Here is a 19,659-nt window from a genome sequence, read left to right on the forward strand (position 1 = left end):
ATGTGCAGTTGGATTCTTGAAAATCAAAATCGTCTGTGATATGATTTTGACAAGTTAAATAAAGTCCTGATGTGTTAGTTGTACACCTAGTTTTGACCGAACATTTTTTTGATTTGGGAGCCCGCATTTTTAAATGGCGTACATGCCTCTTTTCATTCGGTAAAGAGGACTTACAAGATTTAAAAGAGGGCACCCACCTGCTGAGAGCGGGTTCAAAACAAAGGAAAGCTGCAACGGCACTATTGGGACTTTATTTTTTGTGCGCAGAAAAACGGCTGCTCATGGATCAGCCATTTTATAGATGAAACCAGAATACGAATGTGGAGTGAGGTTCTTGTTACACCAGTTTTCACGCAATGAATTAGCTATCGGAAAAGAAGGCCTTGAAACGCTGAAAAACAGCACAGTTGCTGTGCTTGGAGTCGGAGGAGTTGGGTCGTTCGCGGCGGAAGCGCTCGCGCGGTCAGGCGTCGGCCGCATTCTGCTTGTCGACAAAGATGATGTCGACATTACAAATGTAAACCGTCAGCTTCACGCGCTGCTTTCAACTGTCGGACAGCCGAAAGTTGATTTAATGAAGGCGCGGATCGCAGACATTAACCCGGAGTGTGAAGTAATCTCGTTAAAAATGTTCTATACGGAGGAAACGTATGAGCAGTTTTTTGACTATGATCTTGACTATGTCATTGATGCGTCAGACACCATTTGTTATAAAATTCATTTAATGAAAGAATGTCTAAAACGGGATATTCCGCTCATCTCCAGCATGGGTGCTGCAAATAAAACGGATCCGACACGCTTCCAAATCGCTGATATCTCAAAAACGCACACTGATCCAATTGCGAAGGTCGTCCGTACGAAATTACGCAAAGAGGGGATCAAAAAAGGCGTCCAAGTGATTTTCTCTGATGAAAGCCCGATTGTCATTCGGGAAGATGTCAGAAAAGAAGTGGGAAATGACGAAGCGAAAATCCGTAAAGCAAAAATGCCGCCTTCCTCTAATGCTTTTGTGCCGTCAGTTGCAGGTTTGATTATGGGCGGACATGTTGTCATGGATCTTTTGAAAGACATAGAAATCAAACGTGTGAAGGATAAATAATGTATAAAAACAGCCTTGATGATCAAGGCTGTTTTTGTTTTATTTTCTTTTCATTAATTTATCATACACCTGCTTTAAGGCGGATTCGAATTTTCCTGTCTGTTTCGGCTTATAGTATTGCTTATTTTTCAGAGAATCAGGGAGGTATTGTTGTTCGACCCAACCGCTGTCGTAATTGTGCGGGTATTTATAGTCGATTCCTCTTCCTAATTCCTGAGCTCCTTTATAATGCGCGTCTTTTAAATGCTTCGGGACATCACCAATTTTTCCGGCTCTGATATCTGCCAGGGCCTCATCGATTGCCAGAATGGCAGAGTTTGATTTCGGTGAGAGGCAAAGCTCAATAACTGCGTTGGCCAGCGGGATTCGCGCTTCAGGAAACCCGACTCGCTCAGCGGTCTGAATAGCGTTCAGCACTCTAGGGCCGGCTTGCGGGCTTGCTAAACCGATATCTTCATAGGCGATAACAAGCAATCGTCTTGCGATGCTCTCCAGATCACCGGCTTCAATTAATCTAGCCAAATAGTGAAGAGCAGCGTTGGCATCAGAGCCGCGGATCGATTTTTGAAAAGCGGACAGTACATCATAATGCGCGTCACCATCTTTATCGTGAGAAAAGCTTTTTTTCTGCAAGCATTCTTCCGCGGTTTCTAATGTAATGTGAATTTCACCGTCTGCTGACTCCTTCGTTGACAACACGGCAAGCTCAAGCGCATTTAAAGCGGAGCGGACATCTCCTCCGCATCCGTGGGCAAAATGCTCCATCGCCTGATCATCAATGGATACAGAATAGGTGCCAAGGCCCCGATGCTCATCATGGAGCGCGCGTTCCAGTGCCTGTTTAATCAGATCAGGTGTTAACGGTTCAAGCTCAAAAATCTGGGTCCGGCTTCTGATCGCCGGATTAATGGCATGATACGGGTTAGCCGTCGTTGCTCCGATCAAAATGATCATCCCGTTTTCTAAATAGGGTAATAGAAAATCCTGTTTTCCTTTATCCAGCCTGTGGACTTCATCCAGAATCAAAATCACTTGGCCGGACATCTTGGCTTCCTGAGCTACGATTTCCATATCTTTTTTATTGTTAATGACAGCATTCAGCTTTCGAAAAGCAATACTTGTTGAACCGGCGATTGCTGTTGCGATTGATGTTTTTCCAATTCCGGGCGGCCCGTACAAAATCATGGATGACAAATGTTTTGCCTGGACCATTCTGCCAATAATTTTATCTTCAGCCACCAGATGCTGCTGGCCGATAATATCCTCTATTTTTGTCGGACGCATCCGATATGCCAATGGCTTCATCTATCATCTCTCCTTACTTAATTACAGGGTAACGGAAAACCGTACATTAGAAAAGGGTAAAGGCCCCTTTCCTTCTGCCTCAATGAAAATTCGCTGAAGGTATGTTATAATAACAGTTGGTCTATAAGATAATAAACGGACGAAACATATAGAAATTACCATTATAAATGTGGAAAATCATGAAATAACAGAGGTGTTCATGTTGAAAATATCAACTAAGGGAAGATACGGGCTCACCATTATGATCGAGCTTGCAAAAAAGCACGGTGAAGGCCCGACTTCATTAAAAAGCATCGCACAGACGAATAATTTGTCCGAGCATTATTTGGAGCAGCTGGTATCGCCGCTCAGAAATGCCGGTTTAGTGAAAAGCATCAGAGGCGCATATGGCGGATATGTATTAGGCAGTGAGCCGGATGCCATTACCGCGGGAGATATTATCCGTGTGCTTGAGGGGCCGATCAGCCCTGTTGAAGTGCTGGAAGATGAGGAGCCTGCCAAGCGTGAGCTCTGGATTCGCATCCGGGATGCTGTAAAAGAGGTTTTAGACAGTACAACATTAGAGGATCTTGCCAGCTATACAGACGGAGAGCAAGAAGCTTATATGTTCTATATTTAGATCAGAGGTGTAAACATAATGGAACGGATTTATTTAGATCATGCCGCAACGTCTCCGATGGATGAGCGCGTGCTGGAAAAAATGATACCGCACTTCTCCGGCAGTTTCGGTAATCCCTCCAGTATTCATTCATTTGGCAGAGAATCTCGAAAATGGGTGGATGAAGCAAGAGCGCAGATCGCAGCAGAAATCGGAGCGGCAGAGCAGGAGATCATTTTTACAAGCGGGGGAACGGAAGCTGATAACTTGGCGATCATGGGAACCGCACTTGCAAGAAAAGATCTTGGCAGACATATCATCACAACAAAAATTGAGCATCACGCCGTGCTTCACACATGTGAAAAACTTGAGGAAGACGGATTTGACATAACGTATCTGGACGTTGACCAAAATGGAAGAGTCAGTGCAAAACAGGTGAAAGAAGCACTGCGTGATGATACAATCCTTGTGACAGTGATGTATGGAAATAATGAAGTTGGAACAGTGCAGCCGATCGAAGAAATCGGTGAGCTGTTAAAGGAACACAAAGCTTATTTTCATACCGATGCTGTTCAGGCATTCGGGTTGCTGCCAATTGATGTGAAAAACAGCCATATTGACCTTCTGTCTGTTTCCGGGCACAAGCTCAACGGGCCAAAAGGGACAGGCTTTTTATATGCTAGTAAAGATGTGAAGCTTTCACCGCTTTTATTCGGAGGAGAGCAAGAAAGAAAACGCCGTGCCGGAACCGAAAATGTTCCAGGCATTGTCGGGCTGAAAGAAGCGATCAAGCTGTCAAGTGAAGAACGGGACGAAAAAAACGAGAAGTATCAATCGTTTAAAGCAATCTTTGCCGACACGCTTAGAGATGCAGGTGTGGCATTCGAGATCAACGGGGACAAAGAGCATAGTCTGCCGCATGTTCTGAATCTTTATTTCCCCGGTGTGTCAGTGGAAGCGCTGCTGGTCAATCTTGATATGGCGGGTGTCGCTGTCTCCAGCGGTTCAGCGTGTACGGCCGGTTCAGTCCTGCCGTCACATGTTCTGACTGCTATGTTCGGCGAAGAGAGTGACCGGCTGACGTCCTCTATTCGAATCAGCTTCGGCCTCGGCAATACGGCTGAGCAAGTGAAAACTGCTGCCAAACATGTGGCCGACGTTGTCAAACGGCTGACATAATAAGGCGGCGTAGTAATTGGAGTGAATGAAATGGAAAAACGGCCGGAGGATACAAGAGTCGTCGTCGGCATGTCCGGCGGAGTAGACTCATCTGTGGCGGCCCTGCTGTTAAAAGAACAGGGCTATGATGTAATCGGAATCTTTATGAAAAACTGGGATGATACGGACGAAAACGGTTTTTGCACGGCGACAGAGGATTATGAAGATGTGATCCGCGTCTGCAACCAAATCGGAATTCCGTATTATGCCGTAAACTTTGAAAAGCAATATTATGAGAAGGTATTTCAATACTTCCTTGATGAATATAAAGCAGGCAGAACACCAAACCCGGATGTATTGTGCAACAAAGAAATTAAATTCAAGGCCTTTTTGGAGCATGCATTGTCACTTGGCGCCGACTATTTAGCGACTGGCCACTATGCAAGAGTAGACAGAAGCGGCGAAAAAGTCAGAATGCTGCGCGGCATTGATGAAAACAAGGATCAAACGTACTTCTTGAATCAGCTGACAGAAGATACGCTGAGCAAAGTCATGTTCCCGATCGGCGAACTTCAAAAAAGCCGTGTGCGTGAAATCGCCAAAGAAGCAGAACTTGCAACGGCGACGAAAAAAGACAGTACAGGCATCTGCTTTATCGGCGAACGCAACTTCAAAACGTTTCTCAGCCAATATCTCCCTGCACAGCCGGGCGATATGATGACGATGGACGGCGAAGTAAAAGGCCGCCACGACGGGTTGATGTACTATACGATCGGACAGCGTCACGGCCTTGGCATCGGCGGAAGCGGCGAGCCGTGGTTTGCGGTAGGGAAAGATCTTGAAAAGAACATCCTCTACGTAGATCAAGGGTTCCATAACCCTCTTTTATATTCCGACAAAATCACAGCAACAAATATCAGCTGGGTACGTTCGGATATCATGAAGGGCGAAGAGATTTCCTGCACGGCTAAATTCCGTTACCGCCAAGAGGATCATAAAGTAACAGTGCGCATGACTGGCGAAGGTGAAGCGGAAGTCATCTTTGATGAACAAGTCCGCGCTGTAACGCCGGGACAAGCCGTTGTCTTCTATGACGGCGAAGAATGCCTTGGCGGCGGGACAATTGATGATGTGTACAAAGACGGAACAAAATTGTGGTACGTATAAAAGATGAAAAACCTCAACACTGAGTTGGGGTTTTTTAATGAAAGGAAGATGATCGGTGGATTATAATCAACTCGGTATAGAGGCGATGCAGGAAGGCGATTACGAGAAAGCGGCAGAGGCATTTACAAAAGCGATTGAAGAAAATAAAGAAGACGCGATTCCGTATATCAATTTTGCCAACCTGCTTTCATCCGTAAACGAGCTGGAACGTGCGCTTGCGTTTTATGATAAAGCGCTTGAATTAGACAGTAGCGCAGCCACTGCTTATTATGGAGCAGGAAATGTCTATGTTGTAAAAGAAATGTACAAAGAAGCGAAAGACATGTTTGAAAAAGCGCTTCGTGCGGGGATGGAAAACGGCGACCTATTTTACATGCTCGGAACGGTACTTGTCAAGCTCGAACAGCCTAAGCTTGCACTGCCATATTTACAAAGAGCGGTCGAACTGAATGAAAACGATACGGAAGCGCGTTTTCAATTCGGGATGTGCTTAGCCAACGAGGGCATGCTGGACGAAGCGCTCAGCCAATTCGCAGCTGTGACAGAGCAAGACCCGGGGCATGCAGATGCATTTTATAATGCCGGTGTCGCTTATGCTTATAAAGAAAACCGAGAAAAAGCGCTTGAAATGCTGGACAAGGCAATTGATATCCAGCCAGATCATATGCTTGCGCTTCATGCTAAAAAACTGATTGATCCATCATAACAGGCACAGGAGGAGGGACAGCTCGTGCAGCAGCATCCGGATCAGCTTAAACTGGAGGAAGAGCCCTATTTAAAAGGGACAGTCAACACAGTCATCTATCATAATGACACCAATTTATATACGGTTCTGAAAGTGAAAGTCACAGAGACCTCCGAAGCCATTGAAGATAAAGCCGTATCCGTGACGGGCTACTTCCCTGCGCTTCAAGAAGAAGAGACCTACACGTTTTACGGAAAGATCGTAACCCATCCAAAGTTCGGGCTCCAATTTCAGGCGGAGCATTTCAAAAAGGAGATTCCAACGACTAAGGAAGGCATCATTCAATATTTATCGAGTGATTTATTCGAGGGGATCGGCAAAAAAACAGCTGAAGAAATTGTGAAAAAGCTGGGCGACAGCGCCATTAATAAAATATTGGCTGATGCTTCAGTGCTTTATGATGTTCCCAGACTCTCAAAAAAGAAAGCCGACACGCTGGCTGGCGCATTGCAGCGGCATCAGGGACTGGAGCAAATCATGATTTCCTTGAATCAGTTTGGCTTTGGCCCGCAGCTGTCTATGAAAATCTATCAAGCCTATGAATCCGAGACGCTTGAAAAGATTCAGGAAAATCCTTATCAGCTTGTGAAGGATGTAGAAGGCATCGGGTTTGGGAAAGCGGATGAGCTGGGCAGCAGAATGGGTCTTTCGGGTAACCATCCTGAGCGGGTAAAAGCTGCTATTTTGTACACGCTTGAAACGACTTGTCTGTCAGAGGGGCACACGTACATAGAAACGGAACAGCTGATCATCGACACTCAATCACTGTTAAACCAGTCAGCAAGGGAAGGGCAGCGCATCACAGAAATGGATGCCGCTAACGCGATTATTGCCCTTGGAGAAAATAAAGACATTGTCATAGAAGATGGCCGCTGTTATTTTCCTTCGCTGTTTTACGCAGAACAAAACGTTGCAAAGCGTGTGAAACATATCGCTAGCCAAACCGAATATGAGAACCAGTTTCCCGAATCAGAGTTTTTGCTCGCGTTGGGAGAACTGGAAGAACGGATGAATGTTCAGTATGCCCCCAGCCAGAAGGAAGCGATTCAAAAAGCCCTTTCCTCGCCGATGCTTCTTTTAACAGGCGGCCCGGGAACAGGAAAAACGACGGTAATCAGAGGGATTGTCGAGCTCTACGGAGAGCTTCACGGTGTGTCACTAGATCCGTCAGCTTATAAAAAGGATGAAGCTTTTCCGATTGTTTTGGCCGCTCCGACAGGGAGAGCAGCAAAACGGATGAGTGAATCAACGGGACTCCCTGCAGTCACGATACACAGGCTGCTTGGCTGGAACGGTGCTGAAGGCTTTACTCATACAGAGGATCAGCCGATCGAAGGGAAGCTGTTAATTATCGATGAAGCCAGTATGCTTGATATATGGCTGGCGAATCATTTGTTCAAGGCGATCCCTGATCATATACAAATCATCATTGTCGGAGACGAAGACCAGCTGCCTTCCGTCGGTCCGGGACAAGTGCTCAGAGACTTGCTGGCATCCCAGGTGATTCCGACTGTGAGACTGACAGACATCTATCGCCAGGCGGAGGGGTCATCAATCGTCGAGCTTGCCCACCAGATGAAAAATGGATTGCTGCCGAACAATTTGACTGCCCCGACAAAGGACCGTTCCTTTATTCGCTGCGGCGGGTCGCAAATCAAAGAAGTAGTTGAGAAGGTTGTCGCCAATGCATTGAAAAAAGGCTATACAGCAAAGGACATTCAGGTCCTCGCTCCGATGTACAGAGGAAAAGCCGGCATTAATGAATTGAATGTGATGCTGCAGGACATTTTAAATCCTCCTAAAGAAAAACGGAGAGAATTGAAGTTCGGGGATGTTGTCTACAGAACCGGAGATAAAATTTTGCAGCTTGTCAATCAGCCGGAAAACAATGTGTTCAACGGAGATATTGGCGAAATCACGTCGATATTTTATGCAAAGGAAAATACAGAAAAAGAAGACATGGCCGTCGTTTCTTTTGACGGCAATGAAATGACATTTACGAAAAAAGATTTTAATCAATTTACCCATGCGTATTGCTGTTCTATTCATAAATCGCAGGGAAGTGAATTTCCGATTGTGGTTTTGCCTGTTGTGAAAGGCTATTATAGAATGCTCAGAAGAAACCTTCTTTATACCGCGATTACAAGAGCGAAGAAATTTCTCATTTTATGCGGGGAAGAGGAGGCGCTGGAGTGGGGCGTGAAAAATAATGATGCAACTGTCAGACAGACCTCCTTGAAAAACAGGCTGTCCGTACAGGTTGAGGAAATGGATGCCGAGCTTGAAGCTTTGCAAAAAGAGCTCCCGTTCAGCGTACACGACGCCAACATTGGCATGGAAGGCATTACACCATTCGATTTTATGAAAGAAGAACAGCAATAAAATGCTCCCGTGTAAGCGGGAGTTTTTTTCATTTGCAGTGGAATTGATTTCATCGTATGAGTCTAAGGCGCAAAGCAAAACCTAAGCCTGTTCAACAAAAGGTGGTTGATCACACTTTGAGAACATGCCATGAAGTAGAAGGATTCCCAGTATACTCAGAACGAACTTCTTGTTATCTCGGGGCAATTTCCGATATTTGTTTTTCTCTGAAAGGAGATTGTCTTGGGTTTATTCTTGCACAAAAACGCTTTTTGCATCATCATCATACGCTATTACGGGCGTGTGATATCTCTTCCATTCTTGATGACCGCATATTGGCTTCGGTCAGTTCAGAACAGCTTTTGCCTCTTCCGAAATCATGCTTCACATACGAGCAGATGAAGATGAAGCTTGTGAAATCGCAAGAGGGCGATATATTGGGGATGCTGGAAGATGTATACTTTTGTTTGGACAGGGGCATAATCGTAGCATATGAACTCTCGGACGGTTTCTTTTCTGACCTGGCGGGAAGCAAGCGCCAGATCCAAAGAGCGGATTCGCTTGTCGAGGTGCGGAAAGACGAGATCGTTCTGAACGGATAGAGGTGTGAGGTATGCTTATATGCCCGAATTGCAAAAGTAAGGATATCGGCAAAATCGGCGTGAACCAATATTATTGTTGGGGCTGTTTTATTGAACTGACAGTGGCGAAAGGGAAGATTGCAACTCATCAGGTGGAAGAAGACGGAACGTTAAGCAGCTTGGATGATTTGTTTTCTGAGGATGAACGCAGCATCAATTTTTAATCATGAAAGGAGATGCGCAGGATGAATCGGACGATGACTTCTCTTTTGGCAATGGGAGCCGGAGCTCTCGTGTACCGAATGGCGACTCAATCTGACATGCTGAATAATCGAAGCATGAAGCGGATGAGAAGAAGAATTACGAAAATGTTTTAATGCAAAAAGGATACTCTCCAAAGAGTATCCTTTTCTATGTTTGCCGGACCTCGAGGCGTCTTGCTGCGAGTGAAAGGCTGTAGTTGACTGCGAAATACATAAGGGCCGCAAGTAAAAAGATCGGGAAAAAATAACTGCCGTCTGCGCTTTGGCCGTTAATAATTTGCGCGTTGTGAATCAGTTCAGGCAGGGCGATCACAACAGCGAGCGATGTATCTTTTAATAAAGAAATAAACTGGCTTACGATGGGCGGAACCATGCGGCGAAGCGCTTGCGGCATAACGATAAAGAACAGGGTCTGTGTATAGCTCAGCCCGGAGGAGCGCGCCGCTTCAATTTGTCCTTTGTCAATTGATTTCAGTCCGCTTCGGATAATTTCAGATAGCATAGCGGATTCAAAAATCGTTAGTGCTGTAATTGCAGCAGCTGTAATTTCAAGCTTAATACCAATTTCCGGAAGGGCAAAAAACGTAAAGAAAATAATTAACAGCAAGGGGAGGTTTCTGATCGTTTCAACGAGAACCGCAATCAATTGAGAAAGAACGGGTACTTTCGCATATCGCAGGGTGCCTGCGATTAAACCGAAGAAAAAGCTCAGAATGATGGAGATGAAAGCAACGTACAAGGTGACGAGAAAGCCATCCCATAAAAACGCTAAATGCTCCTGTGAATAAGCACCGATGAAATCCAATGTAACTCACTCCTTATCAATAGCTTTTTTCCAGCCGTTTTTCCAGATAGTTAACACCGATGCTAAGCGGAATCGTCAGCACTAAGTAAAAAAGCGCCACGAAAATATAAACATCAAATACAACGAGTGTGCTCGACGAGACTAAATCAGCCTGGTACATAAGATCCAATCCGGCCACAACCCCAAGAATCGAAGAGTTTTTGACTAAGTTTAAAAATTGATTGCCTAAAGGCGGCATGACGATTTTGATTGCCTGCGGCAAAATGATATGGAGCATGGCTTGGCTGTAGGTAAAGCCTGACGAGCGTGCCGCTTCCATCTGCCCTTTTGAAACAGACTGGATTCCTGCTCTGATGGCTTCAGCGATAAACGCAGAGGTATAAATGGTGAGAGCAACCGTTCCCGCTTGAAAACCGTCAAGCCTCAGGCCTGCGTTTGGAAGTCCGAAATAGAAAACAAAGGTAATTAAAAGAAGAGGGATGTTGCGGATGAATTCTACATATACGGTCCCGAGCCATTGCAGCGGCTTAAAGACTGTTATTCTCATAACCGCTACAGTAACGCCGAGGACAAAACTGCCGGCCAGCGCGATAACACTTGCAAGCAAGGTATGGTAAAAACCGTCCATATACATGCCGAAGTTATCGAAAAGAATTGACACATTCATCTGCCTATTCACTCCTTATCAAATTGGGATGAGCATCGCCTGCTCATCCCGGGATGGTTGTTATTCAGCTGGGTCTTCTTTGATCCATTTTTTATAAATTTCATCGTATCTGCCATCCGACTTCATCTTTTTAAGTGAAGCGTTGATTTCTTTCGCGAGAGCAGATTGCCCTTTTTTCACGGCGATCCCGTAAGGCTCATCTGTAAAAGGCTTTCCTGTTAATTGATAATTTTTATTTTCATCAGCCATTCCATATAAAATCGCATTATCTGTGGTGAGGGCATCGCCTTGCCCCGATTTAAGGGCTGTAAAGGCTTCTGCGTAGTTTTCAAATTCTAAAACAGATGCTTCAGGCGCCTTTTCACGAATGTTTTGAGAGGAGGTGGAGCCTTTTACTGCAAGAACTTTTGAGCCTTTGTCAAGATCCTCGACACTCTTGATTTTGCTGCCTTTTTTCACGAGAAGCGATTGCCCGGCCTCGAAATAGACATCAGAAAAGTCAACTTCCTTTTTTCGTTCATCAGTGATCGTCATTGTGGCGACAATGGCGTCGATATCCCCGTTTTGCAGCATAGGAATCCTTGTTTTTGAGGTGACCTCTTTAAATTCAGCTTTTTTCTCATCAACTAAAATGTCTTTAGCGATTTGTTTGGCAATATCAATATCAAAACCCTCAATCTCACCTGAGCTTGGATTTTTAAGACCGAACAGTCGAGTGTCCGTTTTTACGCCGAAGACAATTTTGTCATTGTCTTTAATGGCGGCTAGCGTATCTTTTTTGCTCTCCTTTGAGGCTTCTCCGTTTGATCCCTTGCTGCTGCAAGCGGCAAGCAAGATGACAGCGAATAAAGAAATCAATGCTAAAGAAAAAATCTTTTTCATACAAGCTCCCCCATTCTGTTTTAATGATTTAAAATACGGCTTAAGAATAAGCGGGCCCGTTCTTCCTTTGGGTTCGCGTAAAACTCAGCCGGCATTGCTTCTTCTAAAATCTTTCCTTCGTCAATGAAGACAATCCGGTCGGCAACTTCTTTGGCAAACCCCATTTCGTGTGTCACGACAACCATTGTCATGCCTTCTTTGGCGAGTGTTTTCATGACATCTAGCACCTCACCGATCATTTCAGGATCAAGTGCTGATGTCGGCTCGTCAAACAGCATGACCTCCGGCTTCATCGCCAGTCCTCTTGCGATGGCAACACGCTGCTGCTGCCCGCCGGAAAGCTGGGAAGGATAGGCGTCAGCCTTGTCTGGGATGCCGACTTTTTCAAGATAGTACCGCGCCGTTTCCTTTGCTTGTTCAGGTGATTGTCTAAGCACTTTTACCGGAGCCAGCATGATGTTCTGCAGCACTGTTTTATGTGGATATAAATGAAAGTGCTGAAACACCATCCCGATATTTTGCCGCACTTTATTGATATCAGTTTTTCTGTCGTTAATGGCGGTGCCGTTTACTGTAAGCACTCCCTCATTGATCGTCTCAAGTCTGTTGATGCATCTGAGCAATGTGCTTTTACCGGAACCGGATGGGCCGATGATAACAACGACTTCACCTTTTTCGATTTGAAGATTAATTTGTTTTAACACGTGAAAATCTCCGTAATGCTTGTTTACATTTTGAAATGTGATCATCGCAATCCTCCTATCAGAAAATTTGACCAAAAAAGTAAATGATCAAACTTTTCTGAAAATTAAAAGCGAAAAAATGTCCATGACTTCTGACTGACTAAAGAAACATAAAGAATAATTCCGTGTAAACCTCAAAAGATATAGGTGAGGTGAAAGCAGATGCTCCAAAAACCGGTGCAGCTTTTGTTGTGGGTGGCTATTTGTTTGCTGGTTCTGTTAACAGTCTATGTCTTTTTTATGCTTGATATGTTATGGTCACCCTTTTGGCTCGTCATAAAAACGATCTTTATTCCCTTGATCATTTCTATTTTTATATCTTATTTATTGCTTCCGGTCACGGAATGGCTGCATGGCAAAGGATTGCCTAGGACTTTGAGCATCTTGGTCATTTATGTTCTTTTTTTTGGCGGGATTGGCTGGGCGTTGTATAAAGGGGTGCCTGTTTTAATCGTGCAGCTGACGGATTTGTCAGAAAATATACCCATGTTTGCCGAAACGTATAACGGGCTTCTTCTTCATGTGCATAACCATACGGATGACTGGCCTGATGGTATGCATCACCGTATAGATAAAATGATCCGCCAGACGGAGACGTTTTTTGCGGGAACGATCGAGGGTGCGATCAGCGGGATCCGCAATGTGCTTGATTACTTCTTAATTGCTGCAACAATCCCTTTTCTCGTGTTTTATATGGTGAAGGACATTGAATTAATGAAAAAGACAGTATGGTACTTGACTCCGAAGTCGTGGAGAAAGCGGGGCAGCGCCTTTTTGCGGGATGTGGATGATTCGCTTGGCGATTATATCCGCGGCCAGCTTTTGGTCTGCTTGATTCTTGGCGTGATTGCAGGCATTTCGTTCTGGGTATTTGGGCTTCCGTATCCACTGATACTTGGCCTTATCTCTGGAGTAACGAATGTCATCCCGTATTTTGGCCCTTTCATCGGAGCTGTTCCTGCGTTGTTAATTGCGATGACGATCTCAGTGAAGGCGGTTCTTGTTGTGGTGATTACGGTGTTTATTCTGCAGTTTATGGAAGGAAATATCCTCAGTCCGTTCATTGTCGGCAGAAGCCTTAAAATGCATCCGGTCGTTATCATGCTTGCACTCCTTGCCGGAGGGGAGCTTGCGGGAATCGTCGGGATGATTCTGGCTGTTCCTGCGACGGCTGTTTTAAAAGTAATGATGATCCATTTTTTGCGGATGAGGACGGAGCATTGACATCGGCGTGCCGCTTGTCTATAATTTCTCGTAGAATACATACGAATCTCGAGTGACGGATCTGAGTACGCCGAAGCCCTGTTAAAGAGAGAAGCTCCATAAGCTGAAAGGAGCTTTATCAGAAGATCGGAGGAAGCTAATCCTGAGTGCAGTTAATCACTGCCGCTTATCCTGCGTTACAGGGTTAAAGGTGACGGGCGAATAATGCCCGTAATCAGGGTGGTACCGCGAGACAGCTCTCGTCCCTGTGTAAACGTTGGTTTGCATAGGGGGGAGGGCTTTTTTGCTGTCACTGAAGAGAATTTCGATTTTTATAGAGGAGGAAATACAATGAAACACTTAACTTCTGCGGAAGTGCGTCAAATGTTTTTGGATTTCTTTAAAGAAAAAGGACATGCGGTAGAGCCAAGCGCGTCATTAGTGCCTCATGAGGATCCTTCACTGCTTTGGATCAACAGCGGTGTTGCGACGCTGAAAAAATATTTTGACGGCCGTGTCGTGCCGGAAAATCCAAGAATCGTAAACGCTCAAAAAGCGATCAGAACAAACGATATAGAAAATGTAGGTAAAACTGCGCGGCATCACACTTTCTTTGAAATGCTCGGAAACTTTTCCATCGGCGATTATTTCAAAGAAGAAGCCATTACATGGGCTTGGGAGTTTTTAACGAGCGACAAGTGGATTGGCTTCGACAAAGAGCTTCTCTCTGTTACGGTTCATCCTGAAGATGAAGAGGCATATGAGTTTTGGGCGAAAAAAATCGGTATTCCTGAAGAAAGAATTATCCGTCTGGAAGGGAACTTCTGGGATATCGGTGAAGGGCCGAGCGGACCGAATACGGAAATCTTTTACGACCGCGGTGAAGCATACGGTAATGATCCAGAAGATCCGGAGCTTTACCCAGGCGGAGAAAACGACCGTTACCTGGAAGTATGGAACCTTGTGTTCTCAGAGTTCAACCATAACCCTGACGGCACGTACACACCGCTTCCGAAGAAAAACATTGATACAGGCATGGGTCTTGAAAGAATGGTATCTGTCATCCAGAATGTTCCGACAAACTTTGACACCGATTTGTTTGTTCCGATCATTAAAGCAACAGAATCGATTTCTGGTGAAACATATGGCAAAGACAATGTGAAAGACACTGCGTTTAAAGTGATTGCTGACCATATCAGAACGGTTGCCTTTGCTGTCAGTGACGGTGCGCTGCCGTCAAATGAAGGCCGCGGCTATGTATTAAGACGCTTATTACGCCGTGCCGTGCGTTATGCCAAAACGATCAACATCCATCGTCCGTTCATGTTTGATTTAGTGCCGGTTGTCGCAGAAATCATGGCTGATTTCTATCCTGAAGTGAAAGAGAAAGCGGATTTCATCGCAAAAGTCATTAAAACCGAGGAAGAACGCTTCCATGAGACCCTTAATGAAGGGCTTGCGATCCTGTCAGAAATGATCAAAAAAGAAAAAGACAAGGGCAGCAGCGTTATCTCAGGTGCTGATGTGTTTAAACTGTATGATACGTATGGATTCCCGGTTGAATTGACTGAAGAATACGCAGAAGACGAGAACATGACGGTTGACCATGAGGGCTTTGAGGAGGAAATGAACCAGCAGCGTGAACGGGCAAGAAACGCCCGCCAGGATGTCGGCAGCATGCAGGTGCAGGGCGGCGCACTGCGCGACGTGACCGATGAAAGCACATTTGTCGGCTACTCTCAAACCAAAGCTGATGCCAATATCATTGTGCTTCTTCAGGACGGCCAATTAATCGAAGAGGCTTATGAAGGAGAAAGCGTTCAAATCATTCTTGATGAAACACCGTTCTATGCAGAAAGCGGCGGCCAAATCGGGGATAAAGGCTATCTCCGAAGCGAGCAGGCAGTTGTAAGAATTAAAGATGTTCAAAAAGCGCCAAACGGCCAGCATGTGCATGAAGGTGTTGTGGAGAGCGGTACTGTTCAAAAAGGCCTGCATGTTACGGCTGAAGTTGAAGACCATATGAGAAGCGGCGTCATTAAAAACCACACGGCAACGCATTTATTGCATCAGGCTCTAAAAGACGTTCTTGGAACTCATGTCAATCAGGCTGGCTCTCTTGTAACGGAAAACCGTCTTCGTTTTGACTTCTCGCACTTTGGCCAAGTGACAAAAGAAGAGCTCGAACAAATTGAAAGAATCGTAAACGAAAAGATCTGGGCGAGCATTCCGGTCAGCATTGATTTGAAACCGATCGCTGAAGCAAAAGAAATGGGTGCGATGGCACTGTTCGGCGAAAAATATGGCGATATTGTCCGTGTCGTTCAAGTTGGAGATTACAGCTTAGAGCTGTGCGGCGGCTGCCATGTCAGAAATACAGCAGAAATCGGCTTGTTTAAAATCGTTTCTGAATCCGGAATCGGAGCAGGCACAAGACGGATTGAAGCTGTAACGGGACAAGGCGCTTACGTCGAAATGAACAGCCAGATTTCTGTATTGAAGCAGACCGCTGACGAGCTGAAAACAAATATCAAAGAAGTGCCGAAACGGGTTGCGGCTCTGCAGGCTGAACTGAAGGAAGCACAAAGAGAAAATGAATCTCTTCTTGCAAAACTAGGCAACGTGGAAGCAGGAGCAATCCTGTCGAAAGTAAAAGAAGTTGACGGCGTAAACGTGCTTGCGGCAAAAGTAAATGCAAAAGACATGAATCATCTCCGCACTATGGTCGATGAACTCAAAGCAAAGCTTGGCTCTGCGGTGATCGTGCTTGGTGCGGTACAAAACGATAAAGTTAATATCTCTGCCGGAGTCACAAAGGACCTCATTGAGAAAGGCCTTCACGCCGGCAAGCTGGTTAAACAAGCTGCGGAAGTTTGCGGCGGAGGCGGCGGAGGCCGTCCGGACATGGCGCAGGCAGGCGGTAAACAGCCGGAAAAATTAGAAGAAGCTTTGGCTTCTGTAGAAGATTGGGTGAAATCCGTTTTATAATTCGCCCATGTAGTGTAGAATGATGGTAAGATTAGGACCCCAGGCTGAACTTTGCCTGCGAATTTGGGAAAGAGGTGCAAAACGGTGAGCTCGTTTGATAAAACGATGAAATTTAATTTCTCCGATGATTCTGCTGAGACTAACGTAAATGAGGTGCTGATTACAGTGTATGACGCGCTTCAGGAAAAGGGCTACAATCCAATCAACCAAATTGTCGGGTACTTGCTGTCAGGTGATCCCGCTTATATTCCTAGGCATCGTGACGCTCGCAATTTAATTCGCAAACTTGAAAGAGACGAATTAATCGAGGAATTGGTAAAGTCTTATTTAGAACAGCATAAAGAGGCGTAAATAAACAATGAGAATATTAGGGCTCGATTTAGGAACCAAAACACTCGGTGTTGCTCTGAGCGATGAAATGGGCTGGACTGCTCAAGGCATTGAGACCATAAAGATAAATGAAGCAGAGGGCGATTATGGTTTATCCCGTTTATCTGAACTGATAAAGGACTATACTATAGATAAAATCGTGCTCGGCTTTCCTAAGAACATGAACGGAACAGTCGGCCCAAGAGGCGAAGCCAGCCAAACATTTGCGAAAGTGCTTGAAACAACGTACAATGTTCCTGTTGTGCTGTGGGACGAGCGTCTTACCACAATGGCGGCTGAAAAAATGCTGATTGCAGCTGACGTCAGCAGGCAAAAACGAAAAAAAGTCATTGATAAAATGGCGGCTGTTATGATTTTACAAGGATATCTTGACAGCTTAAATTAAAGCCAGAGGTGAAGAAAATGGAACACGGCGAAAAAAATATTACAATTGTTGACGATCAAGGAAATGAACAGCTTTGTGAAGTGCTGTTTACATTTGAAAACGAAGAGTTTGGCAAGTCTTATGTCTTGTACTATCCAATCGAATCAAAAGATGACGAGGAAGTAGAAATTCTTGCTTCCAGCTTCACGCCAAACGAAGACGGTGAAAACGGTGAGCTATTCCCGATTGAAACTGACGAAGAATGGGATATGATCGAAGAAACACTAAACACATTCTTAGCGGACGAAGACGAAGAATAAAACATCGCGCCAAACCAAAGCCGGAGCTATACTGCTCCGGCTTTTTTCTGCTTTATGCAGGCCTCTTTTTGTAATAAATTGCCGAAATACAATGAATCATGTAGTATAAGAGCTGATGGGAGGAGACCTAATGTATATCAATCAGCAAAAAAAATCGTTTTTTAATAAAAAAAGAATCATACTGTCTTCCATTGTTGTGCTGTTTCTCATCATTGGCGGGGCATTTTTATATGGGAAATCATTGCTTGAACCTGTTGAAAAAGACAGTAAAACGACAGTTAATATTAACATTCCGAGCGGTTCGTCTGTTTCAGCCATCGCATCGATATTAAAGAAAAATGATGTCATAAAAAGCGAGAAGGCGTTTCAGTACTATGTGAAATATAAAGGTGCTTCCGGGTTTCAGGCCGGATTCTACCATCTAAATAAAGGTATGGATTTAGATGCCATTATTCAGAAGCTGACAAGTGGGGCTACAGGTTACGCTTTTCAAATCACAGTGACTGAGGGAGCACAGCTGACCCAAATCGCGGCTGCTATTGCTGATGAAACAAAATACTCTAAAAAACAAGTCATAGCGAAGCTGGACGATGAAACATTTATCAATCAGCTGAAGAAAGAATTCCCGGACACTGTGACAAATGATGTTTTCAATAAAAACATTAAGCACCCGCTTGAAGGGTACCTATTCCCGGCTACATACCCTTTTAACGATCCGGACACATCACTTGAAGACATTATCAAGGCAATGATTAAGCAGACAAATTCTTATGTGGAAACATATAAATCAGAAATGAAGAAAAACAAAGTTTCTGTGCATAAGCTGCTGACAATGGCTTCTTTGATAGAAGAAGAAGCGACTGAAAAAGCCGACCGCCATAAAATTGCGAGCGTCTTTTATAACCGCCTGAAAAAGAAAATGCCGCTCCAAACAGATCCGACCGTCCTGTACGCGGCAGGCAAGCATAAAGATCGGGTTCTTTATAAGGATCTGGAAATCGATTCACCATACAATACGTATAAAAACACAGGGCTGACGCCAGGGCCGATTGCCAATGCCGGCATGTCGTCATGGGAAGCGGCGCTGCATCCGGATAAAACGGACTATCTGTATTTCTTGGCCAAATCAAATGGTGAGGTCGTATTTACAAAAACGCTAAAAGAGCATAATAAAGCAAAAGAAAAATACATTTCCTCAAAAAATGAGAAATAAAAGGAGAGCAAAAAGCTCTCCTTTTGTTCGCTTTCCGCAAGGTTTTATGATAAAATATATCGGGTTGTTTACCGATGTATCATGATGTATTCAGAGAGTGTCCTGCGCATAAGACTGGGGCACTCCTTTTTAGAACGGGAGGCTGTTTGTAGTGACTGACCGGTATGAACAAATAAATGACTATATAGAAGCATTATTAAAGCCTCGGCCGGATAACGTGAAGAAGCTTGAAGCATATGCAGAAGAACATCATGTCCCGATTATGGAAAAAGCGGGCATGGAGGTGCTGCTTCAAATTTTGTCTGTGAAACAGCCGAAAAAAATACTAGAAATCGGAACGGCCATTGGTTATTCAGCCATTCGGATGGCGCTGGAGCTGCCGTCTGCTGAAATATATACAATTGAACGCAATGAGAAACGGCATGAAGAAGCGGTAAACAATATCAAGGAATTTCAGCTTGATGACCGGATTCATGTTTTTTACGGAGATGCGCTTGAATTAGCCGACGCCGTTCATGTAACCGCGCCTTACGATGTCATTTTTATTGACGCTGCAAAAGGTCAGTATCAAAACTTTTTTCATTTATATGAACCGATGCTTTCACCGGACGGGGTGATTATAACAGACAACGTGCTGTTTAAAGGTCTGGTGGCAGAGGATTACAGCAAAATAGAACCGAAGAGAAGGCGCAGGCTTGTAGCAAAAATTGATGAATATAATCATTGGCTGATGAATCATCCGGATTATCAAACTGCGATTATTCCTGTCGGGGACGGACTTGCGATTAGTAAAAAGAAGAGGTGAAC

At 44.7% G+C, this 19,659-nt stretch carries 21 protein-coding genes and 1 other RNA gene; 17 read left to right on the forward strand and 5 right to left on the reverse strand.

Going from position 1 to position 19,659, the window contains the following annotated elements:
- Positions 1-60 precede the first annotated feature (60 nt).
- Together ssrS and PUN35_RS00865 are read left to right on the forward strand one after the other, a co-directional pair.
- A non-coding RNA gene (gene ssrS / locus PUN35_RS00860) (6S RNA) lies at positions 61-253 on the forward strand.
- Positions 254-334: 81 nt separating this feature from the next.
- Complete coding sequence (locus PUN35_RS00865; protein ID WP_014480428.1) at positions 335-1,099, forward strand: tRNA threonylcarbamoyladenosine dehydratase; 765 nt, start codon at positions 335-337, stop codon at positions 1,097-1,099.
- 39 nt (positions 1,100-1,138) lie between these two features.
- Here PUN35_RS00865 and PUN35_RS00870 read toward each other — a convergent pair whose 3' ends face one another.
- Entirely contained in the window at positions 1,139-2,404 is a 1,266-nt protein-coding gene (locus tag PUN35_RS00870; protein ID WP_014480427.1) for a replication-associated recombination protein A, read from the reverse strand.
- A gap of 202 nt (positions 2,405-2,606) precedes the next feature.
- On the opposite strand from PUN35_RS00870, the gene cymR reads away from it, so the two are divergent.
- The 8 genes from cymR (at position 2,607) to PUN35_RS00910 (ending at position 9,391) form a co-directional block, all read left to right on the forward strand.
- Positions 2,607-3,023 carry a cysteine metabolism transcriptional regulator CymR gene (gene cymR / locus PUN35_RS00875; protein WP_003225879.1) on the forward strand — a complete coding sequence of 139 codons (417 nt, stop codon included), beginning with the start codon at positions 2,607-2,609 and terminating at the stop codon, positions 3,021-3,023.
- Between the two features lie 18 nt (positions 3,024-3,041).
- Positions 3,042-4,181 carry a cysteine desulfurase family protein gene (locus tag PUN35_RS00880; RefSeq protein ID WP_014480425.1) on the forward strand — a complete coding sequence of 380 codons (1,140 nt, stop codon included), beginning with the start codon at positions 3,042-3,044 and terminating at the stop codon, positions 4,179-4,181.
- A 30-nt stretch (positions 4,182-4,211) separates the two neighbouring features.
- A complete protein-coding gene (mnmA, locus tag PUN35_RS00885; RefSeq protein WP_014480424.1) occupies positions 4,212-5,327 on the forward strand; it encodes a tRNA 2-thiouridine(34) synthase MnmA in 1,116 nt (371 codons plus the stop codon).
- Between the two features lie 85 nt (positions 5,328-5,412).
- Positions 5,413-6,033: a tetratricopeptide repeat protein gene (locus tag PUN35_RS00890; RefSeq protein WP_206697897.1), complete on the forward strand. Its 621-nt coding sequence runs from the start codon at positions 5,413-5,415 to the stop codon at positions 6,031-6,033.
- 24 nt (positions 6,034-6,057) lie between these two features.
- Complete coding sequence (locus tag PUN35_RS00895; protein WP_014477509.1) at positions 6,058-8,454, forward strand: SF1B family DNA helicase RecD2; 2,397 nt, start codon at positions 6,058-6,060, stop codon at positions 8,452-8,454.
- A gap of 56 nt (positions 8,455-8,510) precedes the next feature.
- A complete protein-coding gene (locus tag PUN35_RS00900) occupies positions 8,511-9,035 on the forward strand; it encodes a PRC-barrel domain-containing protein (protein WP_072592550.1) in 525 nt (174 codons plus the stop codon).
- Between the two features lie 11 nt (positions 9,036-9,046).
- Positions 9,047-9,238 (forward strand): hypothetical protein, encoded by a 192-nt coding sequence (locus PUN35_RS00905; RefSeq protein WP_003225893.1) that lies wholly within the window; start codon positions 9,047-9,049, stop codon positions 9,236-9,238.
- A gap of 21 nt (positions 9,239-9,259) precedes the next feature.
- Positions 9,260-9,391 carry a YrzQ family protein gene (locus tag PUN35_RS00910; RefSeq protein WP_003229780.1) on the forward strand — a complete coding sequence of 44 codons (132 nt, stop codon included), beginning with the start codon at positions 9,260-9,262 and terminating at the stop codon, positions 9,389-9,391.
- 34 nt (positions 9,392-9,425) lie between these two features.
- On the opposite strand, the gene PUN35_RS00915 is transcribed toward PUN35_RS00910, so the two are convergent.
- The 4 genes from PUN35_RS00915 to PUN35_RS00930 are packed head-to-tail and all read right to left on the reverse strand — an operon-like array spanning position 9,426 to position 12,380.
- On the reverse strand, positions 9,426-10,082 hold the full coding sequence (locus PUN35_RS00915) for an amino acid ABC transporter permease (protein ID WP_003229784.1): 657 nt from the start codon (positions 10,080-10,082) through the stop codon (positions 9,426-9,428).
- 16 nt (positions 10,083-10,098) lie between these two features.
- Positions 10,099-10,749: an amino acid ABC transporter permease gene (locus PUN35_RS00920; protein WP_014480421.1), complete on the reverse strand. Its 651-nt coding sequence runs from the start codon at positions 10,747-10,749 to the stop codon at positions 10,099-10,101.
- 60 nt (positions 10,750-10,809) lie between these two features.
- Positions 10,810-11,631, reverse strand: a complete 822-nt coding sequence (gene glnH / locus PUN35_RS00925) for a glutamine ABC transporter substrate-binding protein GlnH (protein WP_014480420.1) — start codon at positions 11,629-11,631, stop codon at positions 10,810-10,812.
- Positions 11,632-11,651: 20 nt separating this feature from the next.
- A complete protein-coding gene (locus PUN35_RS00930; protein ID WP_014480419.1) occupies positions 11,652-12,380 on the reverse strand; it encodes an amino acid ABC transporter ATP-binding protein in 729 nt (242 codons plus the stop codon).
- 156 nt (positions 12,381-12,536) lie between these two features.
- Here PUN35_RS00930 and PUN35_RS00935 point away from each other — a divergent pair, with 156 nt between their 5' ends.
- The 7 genes from PUN35_RS00935 (at position 12,537) to PUN35_RS00965 (ending at position 19,657) form a co-directional block, all read left to right on the forward strand.
- On the forward strand, positions 12,537-13,598 hold the full coding sequence (locus PUN35_RS00935; protein ID WP_033881628.1) for an AI-2E family transporter: 1,062 nt from the start codon (positions 12,537-12,539) through the stop codon (positions 13,596-13,598).
- A 330-nt stretch (positions 13,599-13,928) separates the two neighbouring features.
- Positions 13,929-16,565: an alanine--tRNA ligase gene (gene alaS, locus PUN35_RS00940; RefSeq protein ID WP_014480417.1), complete on the forward strand. Its 2,637-nt coding sequence runs from the start codon at positions 13,929-13,931 to the stop codon at positions 16,563-16,565.
- An 84-nt stretch (positions 16,566-16,649) separates the two neighbouring features.
- Positions 16,650-16,916, forward strand: a complete 267-nt coding sequence (locus tag PUN35_RS00945; protein ID WP_003225903.1) for an IreB family regulatory phosphoprotein — start codon at positions 16,650-16,652, stop codon at positions 16,914-16,916.
- A 7-nt stretch (positions 16,917-16,923) separates the two neighbouring features.
- Entirely contained in the window at positions 16,924-17,340 is a 417-nt protein-coding gene (gene ruvX / locus PUN35_RS00950) for a Holliday junction resolvase RuvX (RefSeq protein WP_003229795.1), read from the forward strand.
- A 17-nt stretch (positions 17,341-17,357) separates the two neighbouring features.
- Positions 17,358-17,639 (forward strand): DUF1292 domain-containing protein, encoded by a 282-nt coding sequence (locus PUN35_RS00955; RefSeq protein ID WP_003246199.1) that lies wholly within the window; start codon positions 17,358-17,360, stop codon positions 17,637-17,639.
- A gap of 130 nt (positions 17,640-17,769) precedes the next feature.
- Positions 17,770-18,852, forward strand: coding sequence for an endolytic transglycosylase MltG (gene mltG, locus PUN35_RS00960; RefSeq protein ID WP_003229799.1), 1,083 nt, complete (start codon positions 17,770-17,772; stop codon positions 18,850-18,852).
- A 151-nt stretch (positions 18,853-19,003) separates the two neighbouring features.
- On the forward strand, positions 19,004-19,657 hold the full coding sequence (locus PUN35_RS00965; protein WP_014480416.1) for an O-methyltransferase: 654 nt from the start codon (positions 19,004-19,006) through the stop codon (positions 19,655-19,657).
- Positions 19,658-19,659: the final 2 nt, after the last annotated feature.

Origin of the sequence: Bacillus sp. N3378-2at (genome assembly GCF_033412715.1) — a bacterium.
GTDB lineage: Bacteria > Bacillota > Bacilli > Bacillales > Bacillaceae > Bacillus > Bacillus subtilis.

What these genes read in the sequence shown, in the direction of transcription:
- PUN35_RS00905 (WP_003225893.1), top strand. Translation starts at nt 9,047, where the DNA reads ATGCTTATATGCCCGAATTGCAAAAGTAAGGATATCGGCAAAATCGGC.
- PUN35_RS00870 (WP_014480427.1), bottom strand. Translation starts at nt 2,404, where the DNA reads ATGAAGCCATTGGCATATCGGATGCGTCCGACAAAAATAGAGGATATT.
- PUN35_RS00880 (WP_014480425.1), top strand. Translation starts at nt 3,042, where the DNA reads ATGGAACGGATTTATTTAGATCATGCCGCAACGTCTCCGATGGATGAG.
- PUN35_RS00890 (WP_206697897.1), top strand. Translation starts at nt 5,413, where the DNA reads ATGCAGGAAGGCGATTACGAGAAAGCGGCAGAGGCATTTACAAAAGCG.
- PUN35_RS00910 (WP_003229780.1), top strand. Translation starts at nt 9,260, where the DNA reads ATGAATCGGACGATGACTTCTCTTTTGGCAATGGGAGCCGGAGCTCTC.
- mltG (WP_003229799.1), top strand. Translation starts at nt 17,770, where the DNA reads ATGTATATCAATCAGCAAAAAAAATCGTTTTTTAATAAAAAAAGAATC.
- alaS (WP_014480417.1), top strand. Translation starts at nt 13,929, where the DNA reads ATGAAACACTTAACTTCTGCGGAAGTGCGTCAAATGTTTTTGGATTTC.
- mnmA (WP_014480424.1), top strand. Translation starts at nt 4,212, where the DNA reads ATGGAAAAACGGCCGGAGGATACAAGAGTCGTCGTCGGCATGTCCGGC.
- glnH (WP_014480420.1), bottom strand. Translation starts at nt 11,631, where the DNA reads ATGAAAAAGATTTTTTCTTTAGCATTGATTTCTTTATTCGCTGTCATC.
- PUN35_RS00920 (WP_014480421.1), bottom strand. Translation starts at nt 10,749, where the DNA reads ATGAATGTGTCAATTCTTTTCGATAACTTCGGCATGTATATGGACGGT.
- PUN35_RS00900 (WP_072592550.1), top strand. Translation starts at nt 8,511, where the DNA reads ATGAGTCTAAGGCGCAAAGCAAAACCTAAGCCTGTTCAACAAAAGGTG.
- PUN35_RS00955 (WP_003246199.1), top strand. Translation starts at nt 17,358, where the DNA reads ATGGAACACGGCGAAAAAAATATTACAATTGTTGACGATCAAGGAAAT.
- PUN35_RS00935 (WP_033881628.1), top strand. Translation starts at nt 12,537, where the DNA reads ATGCTCCAAAAACCGGTGCAGCTTTTGTTGTGGGTGGCTATTTGTTTG.
- PUN35_RS00930 (WP_014480419.1), bottom strand. Translation starts at nt 12,380, where the DNA reads ATGATCACATTTCAAAATGTAAACAAGCATTACGGAGATTTTCACGTG.
- ruvX (WP_003229795.1), top strand. Translation starts at nt 16,924, where the DNA reads ATGAGAATATTAGGGCTCGATTTAGGAACCAAAACACTCGGTGTTGCT.